This is a genomic window from Caballeronia sp. TF1N1 (genome assembly GCF_022878925.1).
In the GTDB taxonomy this organism is placed as follows: Bacteria; Pseudomonadota; Gammaproteobacteria; order Burkholderiales; family Burkholderiaceae; genus Caballeronia.
The window spans coordinates 338,187-360,996 of the sequence record NZ_CP084626.1; the positions used below are offsets into that span (position 1 = coordinate 338,187).

Below are 22,810 nucleotides of genomic sequence, written 5' to 3' on the forward strand. Positions count from 1 at the left end.
GCTTTTAAGCCGCCGGGCGCGTGACTTGCCCGTCGCGGCACTGAAGCGTGGCCGCGACGATATCGTCCGCAAGGTCGATGTTGAGCGTGCCTTCCTTCGTGATGATCAGCTTCAGGAAGTCGAGCAGGTTGCGCGCGTAGAGCGCGGAGGCGTCGGTGGCGACCATCGACGCCAGATTCGTGAAGCCTACGATATGCACGTCATGCTTCATCACCACCTGATCGACTTCGGTGAGCGGACAGTTGCCGCCTTTACGGCCGTCGAATTCGGGTCCGCGTCCCGCCGCGAGATCGACGATCACCGAGCCCGGTTTCATATGCTTGACCGTTTCCACGGACAGCAAGGTGGGCGCGGGACGGCCGGGAATCAGCGCGGTCGAGATGACGATATCCGCCGCCTTTGCGCGTTCATGCACCTGCGCCGACTGACGCGCGAGCCAGCTCGGCGGCATGGGCCGCGCGTAGCCGCCCACGCCTTCCGCCGCCGCGCGTTCCTCGTCGGTTTCGAAGGGGACATCGACGAACTTCGCGCCCAGGGATTCGATCTGCTCTTTCACGGCTGGCCGCACATCCGACGCTTCGACCACGGCGCCCAAGCGCTTGGCAGTCGCAATCGCCTGCAGTCCCGCGACGCCCGCGCCCAGCACGAGCACGCGCGCGGCTTTCACGGTGCCGGCGGCGGTCATCAGCATCGGCATGAAGCGCTGGTAATACTGGCAGGCGACGAGCACCGCCTTGTATCCCGCGATGTTCGCCTGCGACGACAGCACGTCGAGACTCTGCGCGCGCGTCGTGCGCGGCGCGGCTTCGAGCGCGAACGCGGTCACGCCGGTGGCGGCGAGCCGCGCGGTGTTTTCGGTATTGAATGGATCGAGCATGCCGATGACCACGGCGCTCGGCGTGAGCCACGCGAGTTCGTCGATGCCCGGAGACTGAACTTTCAGAACGAGTTCGGCGGAAAAAGCGGTGGCGGCATCGACGAGATCGGCGCCCGATTGCGCGAAGGCGTCGTCGACATAACTCGCTCGCAAGCCCGCGCCGCTTTGCACCGAAACACGATGCCCCTGAGTGACGAGTTTCTTGACCGTTTCGGGCGTGGCGGCGACACGCGCCTCGTTCGCCCCCGTTTCAGCAGGCACTCCGATGTGCATATTCGAATCCTCCTGTCTTCTCGCTTCCGCGCCGGGGCTGGCGTCAGGAAACTCGGGGCTGAGTTTCGTTTCAAATGCTGGAATCAACGGCTGTCTCCACTGTAACCGAAGAATGAGCCGATCCGGCACTCGTTCTTTCCCGCCGAGGGTTGTCACTCGTTTCACGAGCGAGCTTCGAAGGCGCCGGGCGCGATGAGCGTCGGCACGATAAAATATCGAACATGAAATCAGATACTTGGGCTCCTCACGTCACGGTGGCTTCGGTCATCGAAGCCGATGGACGCTTCCTCGTCGTCGAGGAGCACACATCCAGCGGCCTGAAAATCAACCAGCCTGCCGGTCATCTGGAAGCAGGCGAATCGCTGGTTCAGGCAGCTATCCGCGAGACGCTGGAGGAAACGGCGCATCGCTTCGAACCCGAGGCCCTCGTCGGCGCCTACATGACGCACTTCACGCGGGCGAGCGGCGATGTCACGTATCTGAGCTTTACGTTTTGCGGCAAGTCGCTCGGCGAGACGGCGAGGCGGGCGTTGGACGAAGGCATTGTCCGCGCGATGTGGTTGACCGCCAACGAGCTCCGCGCGATCAGCGAGCGGCATCGGACGCCGCTCGTCATGCAGCGGGTTGACGATTATTTATCCGGGCGGCGCGTGCCGCTCGATTTCATTCATACGCATTCGGTCGCGCCGGTCGCGCCTCTTAAGCAGACTTGAGCCGCGGTATTCCTATGAGCAAGCGCAGAGTAGTGGTGGGCATGTCGGGCGGCGTGGATTCGTCGGTCACGGCATGGCTTCTGAAAGAGCAGGGTTACGACGTCGTCGGCCTCTTCATGAAGAACTGGGAAGACGACGACGACGGCGAATATTGCTCGACGCGTCAGGACTGGATCGACGTGGTGTCGGTGGCGGATCTGCTCGGCATCGACGTGGAAGCCGTGAACTTCGCCGCCGAATACAAGGACCGCGTCTTCGCGGAGTTCTTGCGCGAGTACTCGGCCGGCCGCACGCCGAATCCGGACGTGCTGTGCAATGCCGAGATCAAGTTCAAGGCGTTCCTGGATCACGCGATGTCGCTCGGCGCGCAAACCATCGCGACCGGGCACTACGCGCGCGTGCGCGAGCAGGACGGCCTGTTCCAGTTGCTCAAGGCGACCGACTCCACGAAAGATCAGTCGTACTTTCTGCATCGGTTGAATCAGCAGCAGTTATCGAAGACGCTGTTTCCGCTCGGAGAAATTCCGAAGACGCAGGTCCGCGAGATCGCGGCCCGGATCGGTTTGCCGAACGCGAAGAAGAAGGATTCGACCGGTATTTGTTTTATCGGCGAACGGCCGTTTCGCGAATTCCTGAATCGCTATTTGCCGACCAAGCCCGGTCCGATGAAGACGCCGGACGGCAAGGTCGTCGGCGAACATATCGGACTGGCGTTCTATACCTTTGGGCAGCGAAAGGGCATTGGTATCGGCGGCGCGAAGGACGGCAGCGGCGAGCCGTGGTTCGTCGCGGGCAAGGACATGGCGAGCAACACGCTTTATGTCGTGCAGGGGCATGACCATTCGTGGCTCTTGTCGAACACGCTGGAAGCGGGAAACACGAGTTGGGTCGCCGGGTTTGCGCCGGAAGAAGGCGCGGCTTGCGGCGCGAAGACGCGCTATCGGCAACAGGATGCCGCGTGCCATTTCTCGCGCGCCGACGATGCCCGCTTCGCGCTCCATTTCGACGACGCGCAATGGGCGGTGACGCCGGGGCAATCGGCGGTGCTGTATCAGGGCGATGTGTGTCTTGGTGGCGGCATCATCGAACAGGCGGCTTCGGGGCAGACTTCCGCGATGAGCGCGGAGCAGTGGGCCACGCAGGCGCTTTGACGCTTATCGGCGAGTTTTCGGGATCTTCGAAACTCGCCGACTTCCACCGACGCAATAAAGCTTTTTTGATACAAGTGCTTGACTGTCTATCTAGCGATAGATAAATTCTCCGACGTGTGATGCGATAACTATCATCAGTGTTAGAAAATCCGGAGACTGCGCAATGGACAAGAACACCGTACGCGAAGCACTGCTGGAACATGCACAGACGCTCATCATGACGCGCGGTTACAACGGCTTCAGCTATCGCGACTTGTCCGAGTTGGTCGGCGTGAAGACGTCGAGCATCCATTACTACTTTCCGGCCAAGGAAGACCTGGCGCTGGAAGCCGTGAACGCCTACAGCGCGGATGTCATGTCGTCGGTTTATGCCATCGACAGTTCCGCGGCGGCCGACAAAAAACTCGATCGATACACGAAGCTGTTTGGGCGCATTCTCGGCGACGGGAAGCAAGTGTGCCTGTGCGGCATGCTTTCGGCGGATTTCGATTCGTTACCCGAAAAGGTTCGTCAAGCCGTGCAGGGTTTTTTCAAGGCGAACGAGAATTGGCTGGCGAAAGTGCTCGCGGAAGGTGAAGCGCAAGACACGCTCGATGCGGGTGGCAAGCCAGAAGCGGCGGCGCGCGCCTTATATGCCGCATTTCAAGGCAGTTTGCTTGCTTGCCGGCTGTTTCAAACGCGCGCCAGACTGGACGAAGTTGTCGACGCTGTCAGACGGTAGATAACCCTGTGGATAACTATGTGGATTTCATGGGTTTTAGCGTTGCGTAATCTATCTCTAGATAGATAGATTTTGACGAAAAGTGTTTTAATTTGCCTTTGAATCGGGTCGGTGCGGACAAATGAGCGGCAGTAGCCGCCCGTTTAAAGCTTGCGGCTGGAATTCCGTCGCATATTAATTATGTGCAAAGGCTTAAATATTGCGAAATCTATCTAGCAGTAGATTTAATTTGAATTACGGATTAGCGACGATTTCGTGCAGCAATCGTCGTACGAAGCGAGCCGCAAAACAATCGCAAATTCGCCGCGATTATCGTGACAAGATCGATTTGCGAATGCTGAATGGGCCACGCGCAGCGTTCAACAAAGCAAACGCGGCCGTCGAGGCCGCGTCAATCTGGGAAGCGAAGCGTCCGCTCGCGTTCAAGCCGGCGCCGTATCCACGAACGACTGCCGTTGCGCAAGCCGCGCGTAAAACTTATCGAGCGCCGGATGCGCATCGCGCCAATTCAACTCCGGCAGGCGGAAATCCAGATAACTGAGCGCGCAGCCACAGGCGATATCTGCAAGCGTGAAGCGGTTCGCCGAGCACCATTGCTTCGAGCCAAGACCGCGCGCCATTGCGCGGATGCCGTCGTCGATCTTCAAACGCTGCCGCTTGATCCACGCCTCGCTGCGCTGTCCTTCCTCACGCAGCACTCCTTCCAGGCGAATCAGCACGGCGGCGTCGAGCATGCCGTCGGCGAGCGCTTCCCAGCAGCGCACTTCGGTGCGCTCGCGGCGTTCCTGCGGCAGAAGCTTGCCGACAGGCGTGAGCGTATCCACGAACTCGCAGATCACGCGCGAGTCGAACACCGCTTCGCCGTCGTCCAGAATCAGGCAGGGCACCTTGCCGAGCGGGTTGTAGTCGTGGATCTTGGAATCGGATGCCCATACGTCCTCGAGCACCAGTTCGCAATCAATCTTCTTCTCTGCCATGACGATCCGAACCTTGCGGACGTATGGACTTGTGTGCGAACCGATCAGTTTCATTATCTATCTTCGCGATCATTTCTTAATGCAGTCGAGAATGATCTTAACGGACGCACGCAAGCCATCGGCAAATTACAGGGGACGCCGCGCGTGGGTGTCGTCTGGTGACAACGCCGCCAGATTCCCCGACGGGCACGGCAAGAGCGGCGCACTCGGCGTGCTGGCGGCCGTCTTGCCCTTTGCGGACGACGAGACGGCGGGCGCGGGCGGCAGCGCGGCGACACTTCGCACGCCGCTCGAAATCGCCGATGCAATCTCGCTCACCGCCTGCCGATGCCCGTCTACGAGCGCATCGAAACCATCGCCGACGCGTTCCTGCGCCACGGTCCGGCACGTGAGCGTCGTCTGCGCTCCCGCCGATGTCTGCACGCTCCACACGGCGTCGATCACGGCCCGCGAGCCCGGCCACGATTCGAAGCGCTGCACGTTCACCTTCACGCGATACAGCGGCGTTCCTTCCGGCCGCGCCGTGCCCGAGACATCGATTGCCCCGAGCTGGCGTGTCAGATCCGCGGACAGCGCGCGCCGCATTTCGTCGGACGGCAGCGAGGCCCAGCGTTCCGTTTCGAGCACCTTGACCTGCGCGGGGCTCGTCTGCACGACCAACTGGTTGCGCGTGACCTGCTGCGGCATGTCCACCGGCGCGAGTTCGAAATAGAGCGAGGCCGGCTGCGCGGGAGCCGCGCCCGGCGCGTCCGTTCCGGTGAGCGTGTAGAAGCGGCTCGACGGCGACGAGGCGCAGGCGGCGAGCACGCCTGCCGCGCCCAGAGTCAACAACGACGCGACGAACCTCATGGTTTTTCTCCCGTTTTCCCGCGCAACAGCGATTCCGGATGGCGTTCCAGATAATCGGCGAGCGCATTGAGCGATTGCAGCGTCCGCGTGAGTTCCTGCATGGCCTGACGCACGTCGGACTGGACCGGCGAATCTTGCGAAAGCGTCGATTGCGCCGCGCCGAAGGTTTTCTGCGCCTCGGTCAGCGTGCTGCGCATTTCCGGCACGACTTCCGTATCGAGTTGCTTGAAGAGCGCATTGGCCTGCTTGAGCGAGCCGTTCAGATTCGTGCCGATCTCGTCGAACGGAATCTTGTCGAGCTTGCGGGCGATGTCGGCGATCTGCAATTGCAATTCGTCGAGCGTGTTCGGCACGGTCGGCAACTCGATCGGGTCTGTGTTGGCGAGCACCTTCGCGGCCGGCGCCTTCGGGAAGAAGTCGAGCGCGACGTAAAGCTGGCTCGTCAGCAGATTGCCCGTGCGCAACTGGCCGCGCAGACCGCGCTTGACGAGCAGATTGAGCATGTCCTGGCTCGCCGGCGAACCCTTGTCGGGCAGCGCTTCCTTCGCGCGCCGGCCGAGGCGGTCCGGATAGAGGTCGATCGTCACCGGCATCATGAAGGAATGCGATTCCTGGTCGTAGCGCACGCCGATACCCGTCACCTGACCGAGCACGATGCCGCGGAAATCGACCGGCGCGCCGACCGACAAGCCGCGCAGCGACTGATTGAAGTTCATCACCACGTGCACGGGTTCGCCGTCCGGATCGCGCATGGCGTCGGCCTGGTCGGCGGCGAGGCGGAACGTGGAGTTGTCCTTTGCCTGCGCACCCGACTGCTGGTTCGGCGGCGTCTGGAACGCAATGCCGCCGAGAATCACCGTCGCGAGCGACTGCGTGTTCAGCGTGAAGCCGCTCGAATCCAGGCGCAGATCCACGCCGCTCGCATGCCACCAGCGCGAATTGCCGCCTACGTATTGATCGTAGGGCGAATTGACAAACACTTGCATGGTGACGCCGGTGCCGTCCTTGTCGAGCGAAAACGCCGTCACCTGACCGACCTGCACGCGCCGGTAATAGACCGGCGAGCCGATATCGAGCGAACCGAGAGATTCTCCGTGCAGCGTGAAAGTGTGGCCCTTCTGATCCGCCGTGACGGCGGGCGGCGTCTCCAGCCCGACGAAATAGCTCTGATCCTCGGAGGACTTGCCCGCATCGACACCGATATACGCACCCGAGAGCAAGGTGGACAACCCCGTCACCCCGCTCGCCGCCACGCGCGGGCGCACGACCCAGAAGCGCGTGTCCTTCACGGCGAAATCGGTGGCTTCCTTGGTAAGTTGCACATCGACGAGTACGCGTGAATGGTCTTTCGACAACGTGATCGATTTGACCGTGCCGATATCCACGTCCTTGTACTTCACCTTGGTCTTGCCGGTCTCGAGCCCTTCCGCGCTGACGAAGCTGATGGTCACCGTCGGTCCACGGCTCGTCACGGTCTTGACCACCAGAAAGATGCCGATCAACGCCGCCACGAGCGGAATGACCCACACGAGCGAAGGCAGCCAGCGGCTGCGTGGCTCGATCACCGGTTCCGGCAGATTGGGCGGCAGTCCGCCGCGTTGTTTCGACGGCTCGTCACCACGCGTGGATTCGTTCGGCCCGTTCGGCCCCTGGCCACTAGTCATGTTTCTTTCCTGACGGTTCTATGTTGTCCCATATGAGGCGCGGGTCGAATTGCATGGATGCGAGCATGGTAAGCACGACCACCGAAGCGAAGGCGATGGTTCCCGGTCCCGCCGTGATGACCGCGAGCGACTTGAAACGCACCAGCGCGACGGTGAGCGTGACCACGAAGACGTCGAGCATCGACCATCGTCCGATGCCTTCGACGATTCTAAAGAGCGTGGTCCGCTGGCGCGGTCGCCACACCGAGCGTCGCTGTACGCTGATGAGCAGGAAGCCGAGCGTGGCGAGCTTCATCATCGGTACGAGAATGCTGGCGATGAAGATGATTGCCGCGAGCGGATAGTCGCCATCGTTCCAGAAGAGCGCGACGCCCGACATGATGGTGTCGTCCTCGGAGCCGAGAATGGACGACGTGTGCATGACCGGAAACAGGTTCGCCGGAATGTACAAAATCGCCGCGCTGATAAGAAGTGCCCACGTGCGCGCGATGGCATCCGGGTGCCGCCGGTGCACGACCGCGTCGCAGCGCGTGCAGCGCTGTCTTTCGATGGTATGCGCGAGCGGCTGCACCAGACCGCATGCGTGGCACGCCACGACGTTCTGGCGCGATGCCGTGGTGTAGAGCGTAGGCGGCGCTTCGGGTTCATCGACGGCCGCGCTGGTTTGATCCGGATTCATGATTTCTGCCTCACCGTCGGTGCGATGCGTTGTCTGCGTTCCGCGCGCTTGGGCAACCTTTCGGCGATATCCCACAGCCGTTGCGGATCGAAGCTCACGACCACGGCGACCATCAGCGTCAGCGCGCCGAAAGCGAACAGCGCGGCTTCGGGAATCACGCGCGCGAGACTCACCATCTTCACGAGCGTGACGAGCACGCCGAGCATGAACACCTCGATCATTCCCCACGGACGCACGAACTGAATGGTGCGTAACGTGGCATTGAAGCCCGGCGGCACGTAACCCGCGCGCAGCGGCACGAGCACGTAGAGCAGCGCGAGCAGTTCGGCGAGCGGCGCGAAGATGGTGGCGAAGAACACCAGCACCGCGATGATCTCCATCTGCTCGTTCCACAAGGAAACGATTGCACCGATCAGCGTGGTCTGCGAAGTGATGCCGTTGGCGTCCAGTTCGACGATGGGAAACGCCTGCGCGATCACGAAGGTGATCAGCGCGGCGAGCGTCATGGCGCTGATGCGATCGAGATTGCCCGCGATACTGCGATAGAGCAGCGCACCGCAACGCGGACAGCGCGCCGACGTATGCCGGGGCAACGCGCGCTTCTTGAAGAGCGCGTCACACTCGTGGCACGCAATGAGTTCATCCGGTTCGTTCTCGTTCATGGTCTGAAGCCGAGCCTTCTGATGCGGGTTGATCTGGCGCCGCGAAGATCGGCTCGGAGCGAGCACAGCAAATTACGAGCCAGCGCGATCGGAAGCAGCATGGTAACAAACGTCGCGGGACTGACGCTTATCTGGCGGCGCGGACAGGTGGTGGACGCGGTGAAATGAGCGCGGGAATATTGGCGCATGCTCCATCGTTATTCCTCATTGGGCGTCGGTCGGGCGTGTAATAGGCGTCTTGCAGGGCGTGCGGGCGACTGAAGCCGAATGAATCAATCGACCGTTGCATGGGCGGAATAGTTCGTTGCAACAGTGCGACGTAGCAGCAAAAGAGCGCGCAGCGTCAATGGCGGCGGGGCTTTGCGGCTATTGGGCAGACACCTCGCACGCGCTGGCAATTCCGTATTGTTGATGTAGGATTGCGGCCTTGAAGACCCGTCGTTCCGGACGGCCAGCCGCATAACGATGAATATCAGGGTGAAGCAATATGGAAAGCAGCGTTCGCATCGCGTCGGCTCAGTCGACCGGACGATACAGCGCCACGGCAATCGGCCTGCACTGGCTGATTGCGTTGCTGATCGTATGCGGCTTTTATCTCGGCTGGATCATGACGGACATACCGGGTTTCACGCCGACCAAGCTCAAGTACTTTTCGTGGCACAAGTGGATTGGCGTGACCGTGTTCGCGCTTGCCGTTCTGCGGCTCGTGTGGCGCGCCACGCATCGCGCGCCGCCGATGCCCGTCGACATGCCGGGCTGGCAGAAGGGCGCGGCGCATCTCACGCATTTCCTCCTTTACGCACTCATGCTGGTGATTCCCGCATCGGGTTATCTTTATAGTTCCGCGGCCGGCTTGCAGGTGGTTTATCTCGGCGTGTTGCCGTTGCCAACCATCATCGGGCCGGACAAGGCTTTGAAGGCGACGCTGAGAATCGTGCATATTGCGCTGAACTACACGTTGCTCTTCTTCGTCGTGATGCACGTGCTCGCGGCACTCAAGCATCATTTCGTCGATCGCGATGGCTTGCTCGGCCGCATGCTTCCGTTTCTGCGCTAAGCCGCCGATGCGATTGTTTCCTGTGCGTTGGCAAGGCGTTTCCCGCCTGCTGTTTGTTCCAGCATTCTTTTGATTTCCAATACCGGATGTTCGTCGGACCCGATCAGGAAAAGGTACACATGAAAGTGAAACTCAATCGTTGGATGCTGGCCGCCGTATCGGCAAGCTCGCTTGCGCTCGCCATCGGCGCACATGCGCAAGTGGACGTGAGCAAGAGCAGCGTGACCGCGACATCGAAGCAGATGAACGTGCCCACGGACGGCAAGTTCAACAAGTTCACGGCGCAGATTTCGTTCGATCCGGCCAAGCCCGCCGCCGGCAGCGCGAATATCACGATCGATACCGGCAGCTACGATCTCGGCGACGACGACTACAACAAGCAGGTGCGCGGCAAGGAATGGTTCGATGCCGCGACCTATCCGACCGCCACGTTCGTTTCGAGCGCCATTGCGCCGGCGGGCGGCAATCAATACAAGGTGACGGGCAAAATCACCATCAAGGGCAAGTCGCAGACGGTCACGGTGCCCGTGACCATCACGCAGCAGGGCGCAACGGAAACGTTCGACGGCTCGCTGCCGATCAAGCGCAACCAGTTCGACATTGGAACGGGTGAATGGAAAGACACGTCGGTGGTCGCCGACGATGTCGTCATCAAGTTTCATATCGTCGCCGCGAAGAAGTAAGCGGCCGACTCAAGCAAATTAAAGCCAACTCATTGCATCGCAACGATTCAACCAGGAGAAGCACTTGAACAAACTTTCCGTTTTCGCCGCAGGCGCGCTTGCAGCCAGCCTCTCGTTCAGCGCAATGGCCGCTGATACCTACCAGCTCGATCCCAACCACACGTATCCGAGCTTCGAATCCGATCACTTCGGCGGCGTGTCCACGTGGCGCGGCAAGTTCAACAAGAGCAGCGGCACCGTCGTGCTCGATCGCGCGGCGAAGACCGGCACGGCTGAAGTGACGATCGACATTGCATCGATCAACACCGGCAACGCGAAGCTCGACGAGCATCTGCAAAAAGCCGAATTCTTCGATGTCGCCAAGTACCCGACCGCGGTGTACAAGGGCACGTCGATCCGCTTCAACGGCGACACGCCGGTTGAAGTCATCGGCACGCTGACCATGCACGGCGTGACCAAGCCGCTCAACCTGAAGCTCGACACCTTCAAGTGCTTCGTCAATCCGATGATGAAGAAGGAAGTGTGCGGCACGGAAGCGTCGGCGACGTTCGATCGCGGCGACTTCGGCATGGACTACGGCAAGTCGTACGGCTTCAGCCTGAAGACGACGCTGCATATCCAGGCCGAAGGCGTGAAGCAGTAAGTTTCATCGAGTGTGGGATGAAACCGCCTCGCGTGCTGTACGTGAGGCGGTTTTTTTGCGCCCGCGCCAAATGCAAAGGGCCGGTCTCCTTTCGAAGACCGGCCCTTTGCTTGTCCATCGTTACGACGCGCCTTAAACCTGAGCGCCCGCGTTCGGATCGTTCGGATCGAACCTGTCCTTCTTGTCCTTGACGAGATCTTCGCGCTTCACGCCCAGCCACATCGCAAGCGCGGCGGCCACGAACACCGACGAGTAGATACCGAACAGAATACCCACCGTCAGCGCCAGCGCGAAGTAATGCAGCGTCGGACCGCCGAAGAAGAACATCGAGAGCACCATCATTTCCGTACAGCCGTGAGTGATGATGGTTCGCGACATCGTGCTCGTGATCGCGTGGTTGATAACCTCGATCACCGTCATCTTGCGCTGCTTGCGGAAGGTTTCACGAATCCGGTCGAAGATAACCACCGACTCGTTCACCGAATAGCCGAGCACCGCGAGAATCGCCGCCAGCACGGACAGCGAGAACTCCCACTGGAAGTAAGCGAAGAAGCCGAGAATGATCACCACGTCGTGCAAGTTGGCGATAACGCCCGCCACCGCATACTTCCACTCGAAGCGGAACGACAGATAGATCACGATGCCGATCACCACGCAAGCCAGCGCCAACAGCCCGTTGGTCACGAGTTCCTTGCCCACCTGGGGCCCGACGAACTCGACACGTTGCAGTGTGACTTGCGGGTCGTTGACCTTGAGCGCGGTGATCACCTGATCGCTCTGCTGCGCCGACGTGAGGCCTTGCTTGATCGGCAAACGGATGAGCACGTCGCGCGATGTGCCGAAGTTCTTCACTTGCGCATCGGCGTAACCGAGCCTGGCCATGGTGCCGCGCACGGGTTCGAGCGGCACGGCTTGCGGATACTGCACCTCGATGACCGTTCCGCCCGTGAACTCCACCGACAGATGCAGGCCTCGATGCACGAGGAAAAAAACGGCCGCGAGGAACGTGATGAGCGAGATCGCGTTGAAGATCAACGCGCGCTGCATCAACGGCAAGTCGCGGCGAATGCGGAAGAATTCCATGTTTCGTTTCTCCGGGGTTCAGTCAATCAGCGGGGCGAACCCGGTTTTTCCTCATCGATGCCAGGACCAGAACGGCGGCGCACGCTCGGCTTGCCACCGCGCGCAGGCGTCTGAACCTGAGCACGCGGCGCCGCGACGGGAACAGCCGTCTTGGTCTTGCCTTTCGCCGTCTTGATGATTTCGTCGACGGGCGAATCGTCACCGCGTTGGGCGGCGAGATACGCGGCCGCCGCAGCTTCGGTGTTGCCGCCTTCCGGGCGCCACACCTGACCGATAGCCAGCGACTTCAGCTTCTTCTTGCCGCCGTACCACAGGTTCACGAGGCCGCGCGAGAAGAACACCGCCGAGAACATCGAGGTCAGAATGCCGATACAGTGCACGACCGCGAAGCCGCGTACCGGACCCGAGCCGAACGCGAGCAGCGCGAGACCGGCGATCAGCGTGGTGACATTCGAGTCGAGAATGGTCGCCCAGGCGTGCTTGAAACCTTCCTGTATCGCCGTTTGCGGCGGCGCGCCGTTACGCAGTTCTTCGCGGATACGTTCGTTGATCAGCACGTTCGCGTCGATCGCCATGCCGAGCGCAAGCGCAATAGCCGCGATACCCGGCAAGGTCAGCGTGGCCTGCAGCATGGAGAGGATCGCGACGAGCAGCAGCAGGTTGACCGACAGCGACAACATGGAGATCAGGCCGAACAGCATGTAGTACACGATCATGAAGATGGCGATCGCGGCGAAACCGTACTGCACCGAATCGAAGCCCTTCTTGATGTTGTCGGCGCCAAGGCTCGGCCCGACCGTGCGTTCCTCGATGATGTCCATTGGCGCTGCGAGCGAACCGGCGCGCAAGAGCAGTGCGAGATCCGTGGCGGCTTGCGGCGTCGGCTGGCCGGTGATCTGGAAGCGGTCGCCGAGTTCGGACTGAATGGTCGCGACCGTCAGCACTTCGCCCTTGCCCTTTTCGAACAGAACCATGGCCATCGGCTTGCCGATGTTGTCGCGCGACACGCTCGACACCGCGCGGCCGCCGGCCGAGTCGAGGCGAAGATTTACGGACGGACGCTGATGATCGTCGAAGCCCGTGGACGCGTCGATGATGCGGTCGCCCGTGAAGATGATCTGCTTGCGCAGGAACACGGTGCGGTCGCCCTGCTTGAACGCTTCGTCGCCCGGCGGCACCGGATCGGTCGCGTTTCCGTAGGTGTTCACGGGATCGGCGAGACGTGCTTCGAGCGTCGCCGTGCGGCCGATGATGTCCTTTGCCTTCGCCGTGTCCTGCACGCCCGGCAGCTCGACGACGATCCGGTCCGAACCCTGCTGCTGAATCACGGGCTCGGCCACGCCGAGTTCGTTGACGCGGTTATGCAGCGTCGTGATGTTTTGCTTGAGCGCGCCGTCTTCCACCGTGCGCTGCGTGCCCGGCGTGAAGGTGCCGACCACCTGATAGCCGTCGCCGCCCTGACGCGTGGTCCATTGCAATTCGGCGACGCCCGTCGTGAGCAACGTGCGCGCGTTGTCGGCCGCGGCCGCATCGGCGAAATTCACCACCACCGATTGCCCCACGCGATTCACGCCGCCATCGCGGATATTGCGGTCGCGCAGGTAAGTGCGCGCGTCGGCGGCGTCGGAATCGAGCTTCTTGTTGAGCGCGCCAGCCATGTCCACTTGCAGCAGGAAGTGCACGCCGCCGCGCAAGTCGAGACCGAGGTACATCGGCAATGCATGCAGCGCGGAGAGCCAGCGCGGCGATGCGCTCTGCAGGTTCAGCGCGACGATGTACTGCGGGTCGGTCGGGTCGCTGTTCAGCGCCTTCGTGATGATGTCTTTCGCATGCAACTGCGTGTCCGTGTCTTTCAGACGCACACGAATGTTCGCACTCGCCGACGAGTTGTCGAACGTGACTTCGTCGGACTGGATCTTTGCCGCGGCGAGCGCGCTCTCGACAGTCGAAAGCGTGGCGGAGTCGAGCTTCACGGTTGCCTTGCCGCTCGATACCTGCACGGCAGGCGCTTCGCCGAAGAAATTGGGAAGCGTGTAGACGAGACCGATGACGAGCGCCACCAGCATCACGACATACTTCCAGAGGGGATAACGATTCATGGGGATGGCCGAACGGAAAGTTGGCTGCGGGGGAGGGGGCGTCCGGCGTCATGCGCTGCGAACCGCATGGGAAGACCCGGTGGCTCGGTGGCGAGGCCGCGCCGGACGCGAAGGAACGTGGCCTTACAGCGCTTTGATGGTGCCCTTCGGGAGAATGGTCGTGACGGCAGCCTTCTGCACGGTGATTTCCGTGCCTTCGGCGATTTCCACGCCAACGTAAGCTTCCGACACCTTCGTGACCTTGCCGACGATGCCGCCGTTCGTGACGACTTCATCGCCCTTGGCCATGGCCGACAGCATGTTGCGATGCTCTTTCTGACGCTTCATCTGCGGACGGATCATGATGAAGTACAACACGGCGAACATCAGGATCAGCGGCAGGAAGCTCATCAGGCTCGATTCCGCGCTGCTGGCGGTGCCTTGTGCAAAGGCATTGGAAATGAACGACACGTTGGTCTCTCCGTTAATACGTTCAGAATTGCGTTCGAAATGACGTTCGCAAATGCGTTTGAAAACCTGGGCCAGAAATTAGCCCGATATTCTACCACTCGCCGCGCCCCTCAAATGGCTGGAATGCGCTTTGGCATCAAGCCGTTACCGCGACTTTCGAGAGTCCGTTGCGAGCGACGGAAAGGCGATTGTAATGCCTGTCCGGACGATATCCGTCCCGCCTTAGTCGACGCCGCGCGCACGATTCTCCGCGAACGTCTTGCGAAATGCCTCGAACGTGTGTGTTTCGATCGATTGGCGCACTTCGCCGATAAGTTCCAGGTAGTAATGCAAGTTGTGAATGGTGTTCAGCTGCGCGCCCAGAATTTCCCCCACGCGATGCAGATGGTGCAGATAAGCGCGCGTGAAATTGCGGCACGTATAACAACCGCAGCTTTCGTCGAGCGGCTTTTGCGAGTTCTTGTGCGTCGCGTTCTTGATCTTGAGGTCGCCGAAGCGCGTGAAGAGCCAGCCGTTGCGCGCGTTGCGCGTAGGCATCACGCAATCGAACATGTCGACGCCTGCGGCCACGCCCGCGACCAGATCTTCCGGCGTGCCGACGCCCATCAAATAATGCGGCTTGTCGGCGGGCAGCTTCGGGCCGATGTGATCGAGCACGCGCAACATGTCCTCCTTCGGCTCGCCGACCGAAAGGCCGCCTATCGCGAGCCCATGGAAGCCGATTTCCGAGAGACCCGCGAGCGACTCGTCGCGCAAGTCCTCGAACATGCCGCCCTGCACGATGCCGAACAGCGCGTTCGGATTGCCGAGCCCGTTGAACTCGTCGATGGAGCGCTTCGCCCAGCGCATGGACATGCGCATGGAGTCGGCGGCTTCCTGGTGCGTCGTCGGTACGCCGTTCGTGGCGTAAGGCGTGCACTCGTCGAACTGCATGACGATGTCTGAATTCAGCACCTTCTGGATCTGCATCGACACTTCGGGCGAGAGAAAGAGTTTGTCGCCATTGATCGGCGAAGCGAACGTCACGCCTTCTTCCGTGATCTTGCGCAGTTCGCCCAGCGAAAACACCTGAAAGCCGCCTGAATCCGTGAGAATGGGACGGTTCCATCCCATGAACCTGTGCAGCCCGCCATGCGCGCCGATGGTCTCGAGACCCGGACGCAGCCAAAGATGAAACGTGTTGCCGAGGATGATCTGCGCGCGAATCTCTTCGAGTTCGCGCGGCTGGATTGCCTTGACGGTGCCGTAGGTGCCGACCGGCATGAAGATCGGCGTTTCGACGACGCCGTGATTCAGCGTCAGACGGCCGCGACGCGCCTGTCCGTCGGTGGCGAGCAGTTCGAACTTGAGGCCGTTGTCGGGCGGAGTGTGATTCTCGGTCATTGTGGTTCCTGGGCCGCCGGGGAGCGCAGAGATTGTCGCCATGGTAAGCGCTGTCGCTGGCCATGGAAGTCAAGCCGTCAGCTTCGGTCGATACGTCCGGCGCGTAGATGGTTAAGTTTGGGAATGGCGAGTCAAAAGCATGGCATCGCCATAACTGAAGAAGCGGTATTTCTCGTCGATGGCGTGCTGGTAAGCCGCGCGGATCGCGTCCATGCCGGCGAAGGCGGACACGAGCATCAGGAGCGTCGACTTCGGCAAATGGAAATTGGTGACGAGCCGGTCGACTACGCGGAAGGTGTAACCCGGCGTGATGAAGATATCCGTCTCGGCGCTCGTTGCGGCGAGCGGGCGGCCGGCTTCGGCGGCGTCGCGGGCGGCGGCTTCCAGCGCGCGCATGGACGTCGTGCCCACGGCGATCACGCGATTGCCGCGCGCCTTCACCGCCGCGATTTTATCGACGAGCGACTGCGGCAACTCGTACCACTCGCTGTGCATCTTGTGCTCGGCGATATTGTCCACGCGTACCGGCTGAAACGTGCCCGCGCCGACGTGCAGCGTGAGCGTGGCGCGTTCGACTCCACGCGCGTCGAGTCGGGCGAAGAGGGCATCGTCGAAATGGAGGCCTGCCGTCGGCGCCGCGACCGCGCCGGGATTTGCTGCGTAGACGGTCTGATAACGCGTTTCGTCGTAGGCGTCGGGGTCGTGCTCGATATACGGCGGAAGCGGCAAGCGCCCGTATTGCTCGATGAGCGTCAGGCATTCGGCCGGAAAATGCAGCGTATAGAACGGTTCGACGCGCTCGCCGACGGTGACATCGAATGCATCGGCGAGGCGAAGGGTCGTGCCCGGCCCGGGACTCTTGCTCGCGCGAATCTGCGCAAGCGCGGTGGTTGCGCCCGTCAGACGCTCTACCAGCACTTCTACGCGTCCGCCACTGGCCTTCTGGCCGAGGAAGCGCGCCTTGAGTACTTTGGTATCGTTGAAGACGAGCAGATCGCCGGCGTCGAGCCGGTTCGGCAGATTGGAGAAACGCCGGTCGATGAGCGTGGCCGGCGAAACGTGATTGTCCACTTCGAGCAGACGGCTCGCGCTGCGCTCGGTGAGCGCACTCTGCGCGATCAGCTCGGGCGGCAGATTAAAATCGAAATCGGAGAGCGTGAACATGGCGTTTGATAGTTGCCCGATGTTGCTTGAGGGCGGCACAGGCGCGCCGACCAAAACCCCATATTGTACTTGCGTAGAGAGCAGATGCCCTTGTCCGACCGCCGCGTGACTTCTCCCGACGAAGCGTTTCCAAGCGCCGAAGACAGCGGCGCGCGTGTCGAAGGGAAGGCCGCGCGCACGCGGAAGAAAGCGCCGAAGCCGGTCATGGCGGGCACGATCCAGCCGGAGGGCGAGGTGCGGGCGTCCGCGCTCGACGACGGTGATTCGCCGCCGACTGCTTCGGCGGCGAAGGCTCAAGACGCGGGTTTCGACAGCACCGCCGAAACCTTCGAGGAGCCGAGCGTGGCGGACGCGCAGTCCACTCGCGCCGCCCAACCCGCGTCGGCCGCGAAAACTGGGAACGCGGGTCTGACCAGCGCCGGCAAAACCGCGCCCAAGCTCGTCAAACCCGCCGACAAGCTCGCCAAGCTCGGCTTGAAGACCGACATCGACCTCGTCTTGCATCTGCCGATGCGCTATGAAGACGAAACGTCGCTCACGCCAATCGCCGAACTCATTCCCGGCGACATCGCGCAGACGGAAGGCGTCGTGTTCGATAACGAGATCGCGTATCGGCCGAAGCGGCAATTGCTCGTGAAGATTCGCGACGATGCCGGCGACGACCTGACGCTGCGCTTTCTCAACTTCTACGGTTCGCAAGTCAAGCAGATGTCCGTCGGCGTGCGCCTGCGCGTGCGCGGCGACGTGCGCGGCGGCTTTTTCGGCCTGGAGATGGTGCACCCGGTCGTGCGCCCCGTCGATGACGACACGCCGCTGCCGCAAGCGCTCACGCCCGTCTATCCGGCGACCGCGGGCGTCTCGCAGGCGTATCTGCGCAAGGCGATCGACAGCGCGCTCTCTCGCGTGTTTCTGCCGGAGTTGCTGCCCGAGCCGATCGCGCGCGCGCATCTCGCCCCGCTCAACGTGCCCGGCCTGCTCGACGCGGTGCGCACGCTGCATCATCCGCGCGCGGATTCCGACGAAACCGCGCTTATCGACGGCACGCATCCGGCGTGGACGCGCATCAAGTTCGAGGAACTGCTCGCGCAGCAGTTATCGCTCAAGCGCGCGCACGCCGAACGCCGCACTCGCGCCGCGCCTGCCATGCCGCGCCGTGCCGCTGGCGATTCCGCCTCGCTCGTCGTGCGTCTACTGAAAGCGCTGCCGTTTTCGCTGACCGGCGCGCAGCAGCGTGTCAGCGCGGAAATCGCGCACGAACTGACGCTCGCGCATCCGATGCAACGTCTTTTGCAAGGCGATGTCGGCAGCGGCAAGACCATCGTCGCGGCGCTCGCGGCGGCGCAGGCCATCGACGCCGGTTATCAGGCCGCGCTCATGGCGCCGACCGAAATTCTCGCGGAACAGCACGCGCGCAAGCTGCGCGGCTGGCTCGAACCGCTCGGCGTGTCGGTCGCGTGGCTCGCCGGCAGTCTCAAAGCCCGGGACAAACGCAGCGCAAGCGAGGCCGCCGCGCTCGGCACCGCGCACCTCGTCATCGGCACGCACGCGATCATTCAGGACTCGGTCGAGTTCGCGCGCTTGGGCCTCGTGATCGTGGATGAGCAGCATCGCTTCGGTGTCGCGCAGCGGCTTGCGCTGCGGGCGAAGGCGCAGAAAGCATCGAACGGGGCGAAAGACTTCCAGCCGCATCAGCTGATGATGTCCGCGACGCCGATTCCCCGAACGCTCGCCATGACCTATTACGCCGATCTCGATGTCTCGACCATCGACGAATTGCCGCCTGGCCGCACGCCGATTCTCACGAGAATCGTCTCCGACAGCCGCCGCGACGAGATCATCGGCCGCGTGCGCGAGGCGGCGCTGACTGGTCGGCAAGTTTATTGGGTGTGTCCGCTGATCGAGGAAAGCGAGACGCTGCAGTTGCAAACCGCCGTCGAGACTTACGAAACGCTCGTCGCGGCGCTGCCCGAACTGCGCGTCGGGCTGGTTCACGGTCGGCTTGCGCCCGCTGAAAAGGCGGCGGTCATGGACGCCTTCTCGCGCAACGAAGTGCAATTGCTGGTCGCGACGACGGTGATCGAAGTGGGCGTGGACGTGCCGAATGCATCGCTGATGGTGATCGAGCATGCGGAGCGTTTCGGGCTCGCGCAGCTGCATCAGTTGCGTGGACGCGTGGGGCGCGGCAGCGCCGCTTCCGTGTGCGTGCTGATGTACGCGAATCCGCTCTCGCAAACCGCGCGCTCCCGGTTGCAAACGATGCGCGAAACGACCGATGGCTTCGAGATCGCCCGCCGCGATCTCGAAATTCGCGGTCCCGGCGAGTTTCTCGGCGCGCGCCAGTCCGGTGAGGCGATGCTGCGTTTTGCCAGCCTCGAAAACGACGGCTGGCTGATCGAACCCGCGCGCGCGGCCGCGGATCGCATGCTCGAAGCGTTCCCGGACGCCGTTACGCGCCATCTCACCCGCTGGCTGGGCGTGCGCGAACAGTATTTAAAAGCGTGATGGGTGAACTTGAGCGGGCGTCGTCGGTCCCTATTTGCTAAATACACAGCCGCGTTTGCAATAGCCGCGAGAGTTGTCGAATTGCGCTTGGCGGGTGTATAAGATAAACCTATCGAATCAATGTATTCCATTGGCCTCCAATGACGCTCACTGAACTGAAGTACATCGTCGCGGTTGCGCGCGAGCGGCACTTTGGCCGCGCCGCCGAAGCGTGCTTCGTCAGCCAGCCGACGCTGTCGGTGGCAATCAAGAAGCTCGAAGACGAACTCAACGTGCAGATCTTCGAGCGCGGCACGAGCGAAGTCAGCGTGACGCCCATCGGCGAGCAGATCGTCACGCAGGCGCAGCGCGTGCTCGAACAGACGCTCGCCATCAAGGAAATCGCCAAACAGGGCAAAGACCCGCTTGTCGGGCCGCTGCGGTTGGGCGTCATTTATACGATCGGGCCGTATCTGCTGCCGACGCTCGTCAAGCAGATGATCAAGGCGGTGCCGCAGATGCCGCTAATGCTTCAGGAAAACTACACGCTCAAGCTGATCGAACTGCTGAAGCAGGGTGAGATCGATGTGGCGATCATGGCGCTGCCGTTTCCCGAAACGGGCCTCATGGTGCGCGCGCTGTACGACGAGCCGTTCGTCGTTGCCATGCCTTCGGGTCATGCGTGGGAAAACCGCGCGAAGATCGATCCGGACGATTTGAAGCAGGAAACCATGCTGCTGCTCGGCAGCGGCCATTGCTTCCGCGATCACGTTCTCGGCGTGTGTCCGGAGCTGATGCGCTTCTCGCAGAACGCGGACGGCATTCAGAAGACCTTCGAAGGCTCGTCGCTGGAAACCATCCGGCATATGGTGGCAAGCGGCGTCGGCATCACGGTTCTGCCGCGTATGTCGGTGCATGAAGTGAAGCCGCACGCGGCGGGCATCGATTCCGGCCTGCTCAGTTACGTCGCGTTCGATGACCCCGTCCCGGACCGGCGCGTCGTGCTGGCGTGGCGCAAGAGCTTCACGCGCGTGCCTGCCATCGACGCGATCAGCGATGCCATCGCTGCCTGCGATTTGCCTGGCGTGAGAAAGCTGGACATACCGGTGGCGGTGAACTGAGTTCGCCGCAAGTTTCACGTTTCATCGCAAAGCCGTGCCTTCATCGAAGTCACGGCTTTTTCATCTGGGTGGCGCCTCCAACTATCGAATAGATAAATTCAATCAAATTTTTGTTTTCGATAGTTTTCTATAAGATTCCTCCATCGACAGCGCTTGGCCACTCCGGCCAAGCCCACGGAGGAACGTCATGCACCGCCACGCCGCCATCGCCAAATCATGGAACGAACTGCGCCACGTCGCCGTGCGCGTTCTAGCGGACTTCGCGCGCGTCGCCTGAATCTCGGCGAACCGTCGCATCACTCATCTCAAGCCAACGCAAAAACAGGAGTATCACGATGACCAACGAACGCCTCACGACTGCCGCTGGCGCACCCGTCGGCGACAATCAGAATTCGCAAACCGCCGGTCCGCGCGGTCCGGTGACCTTGCAGGATTTTTGGCTGATCGAAAAACTCGCGCATTTCGACCGCGAAGTGATTCCCGAGCGCCGCGTGCATGCAAAGGGTTCGGGCGCCTTCGGTACGTTCCGCGTCACGCACGACATCTCGCGCTATACGAAAGCCAAGATCTTCTCGGAGATCGGCAAGGAAACGCCGATTTTCATGCGCTTCTCGACGGTGGCAGGCGAACGCGGCGCCGCCGATGCCGAACGCGACGTGCGCGGCTTCTCCATCAAGTTCTACACCGAGGAAGGCAACTGGGACGTGGTCGGCAACAACACGCCGGTGTTCTTCATCCGCGATCCGCTGAAATTTCCCGACTTCATCCACACGCAGAAGCGCGACCCATACACGAACATGCGCAGCAATGTCGCCGCTTGGGATTTCTGGTCGCGTCATCCGGAATCGCTGCATCAGGTGACGATTCTCATGAGCGATCGCGGTATTCCGAAGAATTATAGGCAGATGCATGGCTTCGGCTCGCACACGTTCTCGTTCATCAACGCCGATAACGAGCGCTTCTACGTGAAGTTCCATTTCAAGTCGCAGCAGCCGCTCGAAAACTACACGGATGCCGAAGCCGGCGCCGTGATCGCGAACGATCGGGAAAGCGCGCAGCGCGATCTGGTCGACAACATCGATCGTGGCGAGTTTCCGCGCTGGAATTTCCGCATTCAGGTGATGAGCGAGGAGGAAGCGGCGCGCTATCGCATCAATCCGTTCGATGTCACCAAGGTGTGGCCGCACAAGGACCATCCGCTGATCGATGTCGGCGTGATCGAATTGAACCGCAATGCGCAGAACTATTTCGCGGAAGTCGAGCAGGCCGCGTTCACGCCCGCCAACGTGGTGCCGGGCATCGGCTTCTCGCCGGACCGCTTGCTGCAAGGGCGCCTCTTCTCTTATGGCGACACGCAGCGCTATCGGCTCGGCATCAATCATCATCAGATTCCGGTGAATGCGCCGCGCGTGCCGGTGGCGAATGCATTTCATCGCGATGGCGGAATGCGCGTCGACGGCAATCTCGGATCGCGCGTCAATTACGAGCCGAACCGCTTTGGCGAATTCGCGCAGGACGCGAGCGTGAACGAGCCGCCGCTCGCGGCGGGGACGGTGTATCGCTTCGATCACCGTGAGGACGACGACTACTACAGCCAGGCAGGCGCGCTTTTCCGTCTCTTCGACGAAGCGCAGCGCGAGCGGTTCTTCGGCAATATCGCGCGGCATATCTTCGGCGTACCGGATGAGATCGTCGCGCGTCAGATCGAACACTTCCGCCGTGCGGACCCGGCTTATGCGGCAGGCGTGATAGATGCTCTTATCAAGCTCGGACAGAAAGTAACCGTGAAGCAGGACGAGGAAGATACCGCGGCCGCGTGATCGGCCAGGGAGAAACGACCATGAATCAGGCATTCAACACCATCGAGCAGGCCATGAAACATATCGAAGCAACTAGCCGCAAAGTGCGCGTGACGCTTGCGTTTGGCGCCGTCGCGATGGGTTACGGGCTCGTCGTTGCTAGTGCATTGCATGGCGCGGGCGCGGGCGTTTTTGCCTGAGGCAGGACGTCTATCGACACGAAGACAGGCCGCTCTGTCAGCACGACGCGGCGGCCTGTCTTCCATGCATGCAAAGCCGCG

General features: G+C 61.6%; 21 protein-coding genes. 10 read left to right on the forward strand and 11 right to left on the reverse strand.

What is annotated here, in order from left to right; all coding sequences use genetic code 11:
• Nucleotides 1-4: 4 nt before the first annotated feature.
• The gene (locus tag LDZ28_RS01635; protein ID WP_244827004.1) at nucleotides 5-1,150 is read right to left on the reverse strand and encodes a Re/Si-specific NAD(P)(+) transhydrogenase subunit alpha; all 1,146 of its coding nucleotides are present in this window, start codon (nucleotides 1,148-1,150) and stop codon (nucleotides 5-7) included.
• Between the two features lie 221 nt (nucleotides 1,151-1,371).
• Here LDZ28_RS01635 and LDZ28_RS01640 point away from each other — a divergent pair, with 221 nt between their 5' ends.
• The 3 genes from LDZ28_RS01640 (at nucleotide 1,372) to LDZ28_RS01650 (ending at nucleotide 3,735) form a co-directional block, all read left to right on the forward strand.
• Nucleotides 1,372-1,863, forward strand: coding sequence for an NUDIX hydrolase (locus LDZ28_RS01640; RefSeq protein ID WP_244827005.1), 492 nt, complete (start codon nucleotides 1,372-1,374; stop codon nucleotides 1,861-1,863).
• Between the two features lie 14 nt (nucleotides 1,864-1,877).
• A complete protein-coding gene (gene mnmA, locus LDZ28_RS01645) occupies nucleotides 1,878-3,014 on the forward strand; it encodes a tRNA 2-thiouridine(34) synthase MnmA (protein WP_244827006.1) in 1,137 nt (378 codons plus the stop codon).
• Between the two features lie 163 nt (nucleotides 3,015-3,177).
• Nucleotides 3,178-3,735, forward strand: a complete 558-nt coding sequence (locus LDZ28_RS01650) for a TetR/AcrR family transcriptional regulator (protein ID WP_244827007.1) — start codon at nucleotides 3,178-3,180, stop codon at nucleotides 3,733-3,735.
• 422 nt (nucleotides 3,736-4,157) lie between these two features.
• On the opposite strand, the gene LDZ28_RS01655 is transcribed toward LDZ28_RS01650, so the two are convergent.
• The 5 genes from LDZ28_RS01655 to LDZ28_RS01675 all read right to left on the reverse strand — a co-directional run bounded on the left by LDZ28_RS01655 (nucleotide 4,158) and on the right by LDZ28_RS01675 (nucleotide 8,566).
• Complete coding sequence (locus LDZ28_RS01655) at nucleotides 4,158-4,766, reverse strand: glutathione S-transferase N-terminal domain-containing protein (RefSeq protein WP_244827008.1); 609 nt, start codon at nucleotides 4,764-4,766, stop codon at nucleotides 4,158-4,160.
• A 72-nt stretch (nucleotides 4,767-4,838) separates the two neighbouring features.
• Complete coding sequence (locus LDZ28_RS01660) at nucleotides 4,839-5,561, reverse strand: membrane integrity-associated transporter subunit PqiC (RefSeq protein WP_244827009.1); 723 nt, start codon at nucleotides 5,559-5,561, stop codon at nucleotides 4,839-4,841.
• Nucleotides 5,558-7,225, reverse strand: a complete 1,668-nt coding sequence (locus LDZ28_RS01665) for an intermembrane transport protein PqiB (RefSeq protein ID WP_244827010.1) — start codon at nucleotides 7,223-7,225, stop codon at nucleotides 5,558-5,560. The genes LDZ28_RS01660 and LDZ28_RS01665 overlap by 4 nt, the downstream gene beginning before the upstream one ends.
• A complete protein-coding gene (locus tag LDZ28_RS01670) occupies nucleotides 7,218-7,904 on the reverse strand; it encodes a paraquat-inducible protein A (RefSeq protein WP_244827011.1) in 687 nt (228 codons plus the stop codon). The genes LDZ28_RS01665 and LDZ28_RS01670 overlap by 8 nt, the downstream gene beginning before the upstream one ends.
• The gene (locus tag LDZ28_RS01675; RefSeq protein ID WP_244827012.1) at nucleotides 7,901-8,566 is read right to left on the reverse strand and encodes a paraquat-inducible protein A; all 666 of its coding nucleotides are present in this window, start codon (nucleotides 8,564-8,566) and stop codon (nucleotides 7,901-7,903) included. The genes LDZ28_RS01670 and LDZ28_RS01675 overlap by 4 nt, the downstream gene beginning before the upstream one ends.
• A 487-nt stretch (nucleotides 8,567-9,053) precedes the next feature.
• Here LDZ28_RS01675 and LDZ28_RS01680 point away from each other — a divergent pair, with 487 nt between their 5' ends.
• From LDZ28_RS01680 to LDZ28_RS01690, 3 genes are all read left to right on the forward strand, one after another.
• Nucleotides 9,054-9,623 carry a cytochrome b gene (locus LDZ28_RS01680; RefSeq protein ID WP_244827013.1) on the forward strand — a complete coding sequence of 190 codons (570 nt, stop codon included), beginning with the start codon at nucleotides 9,054-9,056 and terminating at the stop codon, nucleotides 9,621-9,623.
• 119 nt (nucleotides 9,624-9,742) lie between these two features.
• Nucleotides 9,743-10,306: a YceI family protein gene (locus LDZ28_RS01685; protein WP_244827014.1), complete on the forward strand. Its 564-nt coding sequence runs from the start codon at nucleotides 9,743-9,745 to the stop codon at nucleotides 10,304-10,306.
• Nucleotides 10,307-10,430: 124 nt separating this feature from the next.
• Complete coding sequence (locus tag LDZ28_RS01690) at nucleotides 10,431-10,949, forward strand: YceI family protein (RefSeq protein ID WP_244827958.1); 519 nt, start codon at nucleotides 10,431-10,433, stop codon at nucleotides 10,947-10,949.
• Between the two features lie 132 nt (nucleotides 10,950-11,081).
• On the opposite strand, the gene secF is transcribed toward LDZ28_RS01690, so the two are convergent.
• From secF to queA, 5 genes are all read right to left on the reverse strand, one after another.
• Nucleotides 11,082-12,032, reverse strand: coding sequence for a protein translocase subunit SecF (gene secF / locus LDZ28_RS01695; RefSeq protein ID WP_244827015.1), 951 nt, complete (start codon nucleotides 12,030-12,032; stop codon nucleotides 11,082-11,084).
• Nucleotides 12,033-12,058: 26 nt separating this feature from the next.
• Entirely contained in the window at nucleotides 12,059-14,131 is a 2,073-nt protein-coding gene (gene secD / locus LDZ28_RS01700; protein WP_244827016.1) for a protein translocase subunit SecD, read from the reverse strand.
• A gap of 123 nt (nucleotides 14,132-14,254) precedes the next feature.
• On the reverse strand, nucleotides 14,255-14,581 hold the full coding sequence (gene yajC / locus LDZ28_RS01705) for a preprotein translocase subunit YajC (RefSeq protein WP_244827017.1): 327 nt from the start codon (nucleotides 14,579-14,581) through the stop codon (nucleotides 14,255-14,257).
• Between the two features lie 222 nt (nucleotides 14,582-14,803).
• A complete protein-coding gene (gene tgt, locus LDZ28_RS01710; protein WP_244827018.1) occupies nucleotides 14,804-15,964 on the reverse strand; it encodes a tRNA guanosine(34) transglycosylase Tgt in 1,161 nt (386 codons plus the stop codon).
• A 111-nt stretch (nucleotides 15,965-16,075) separates the two neighbouring features.
• Entirely contained in the window at nucleotides 16,076-17,128 is a 1,053-nt protein-coding gene (gene queA, locus LDZ28_RS01715) for a tRNA preQ1(34) S-adenosylmethionine ribosyltransferase-isomerase QueA (protein ID WP_244827019.1), read from the reverse strand.
• Nucleotides 17,129-17,212: 84 nt separating this feature from the next.
• On the opposite strand from queA, the gene recG reads away from it, so the two are divergent.
• The 4 genes from recG to LDZ28_RS01735 all read left to right on the forward strand — a co-directional run bounded on the left by recG (nucleotide 17,213) and on the right by LDZ28_RS01735 (nucleotide 22,729).
• On the forward strand, nucleotides 17,213-19,630 hold the full coding sequence (recG, locus tag LDZ28_RS01720; RefSeq protein WP_244827020.1) for an ATP-dependent DNA helicase RecG: 2,418 nt from the start codon (nucleotides 17,213-17,215) through the stop codon (nucleotides 19,628-19,630).
• A gap of 140 nt (nucleotides 19,631-19,770) precedes the next feature.
• Entirely contained in the window at nucleotides 19,771-20,730 is a 960-nt protein-coding gene (locus LDZ28_RS01725) for a hydrogen peroxide-inducible genes activator (RefSeq protein ID WP_244827021.1), read from the forward strand.
• A 335-nt stretch (nucleotides 20,731-21,065) separates the two neighbouring features.
• A complete protein-coding gene (locus LDZ28_RS01730) occupies nucleotides 21,066-22,550 on the forward strand; it encodes a catalase (protein ID WP_244827022.1) in 1,485 nt (494 codons plus the stop codon).
• Nucleotides 22,551-22,570: 20 nt separating this feature from the next.
• The gene (locus tag LDZ28_RS01735) at nucleotides 22,571-22,729 is read left to right on the forward strand and encodes a hypothetical protein (RefSeq protein ID WP_244827023.1); all 159 of its coding nucleotides are present in this window, start codon (nucleotides 22,571-22,573) and stop codon (nucleotides 22,727-22,729) included.
• Nucleotides 22,730-22,810 lie beyond the last annotated feature (81 nt).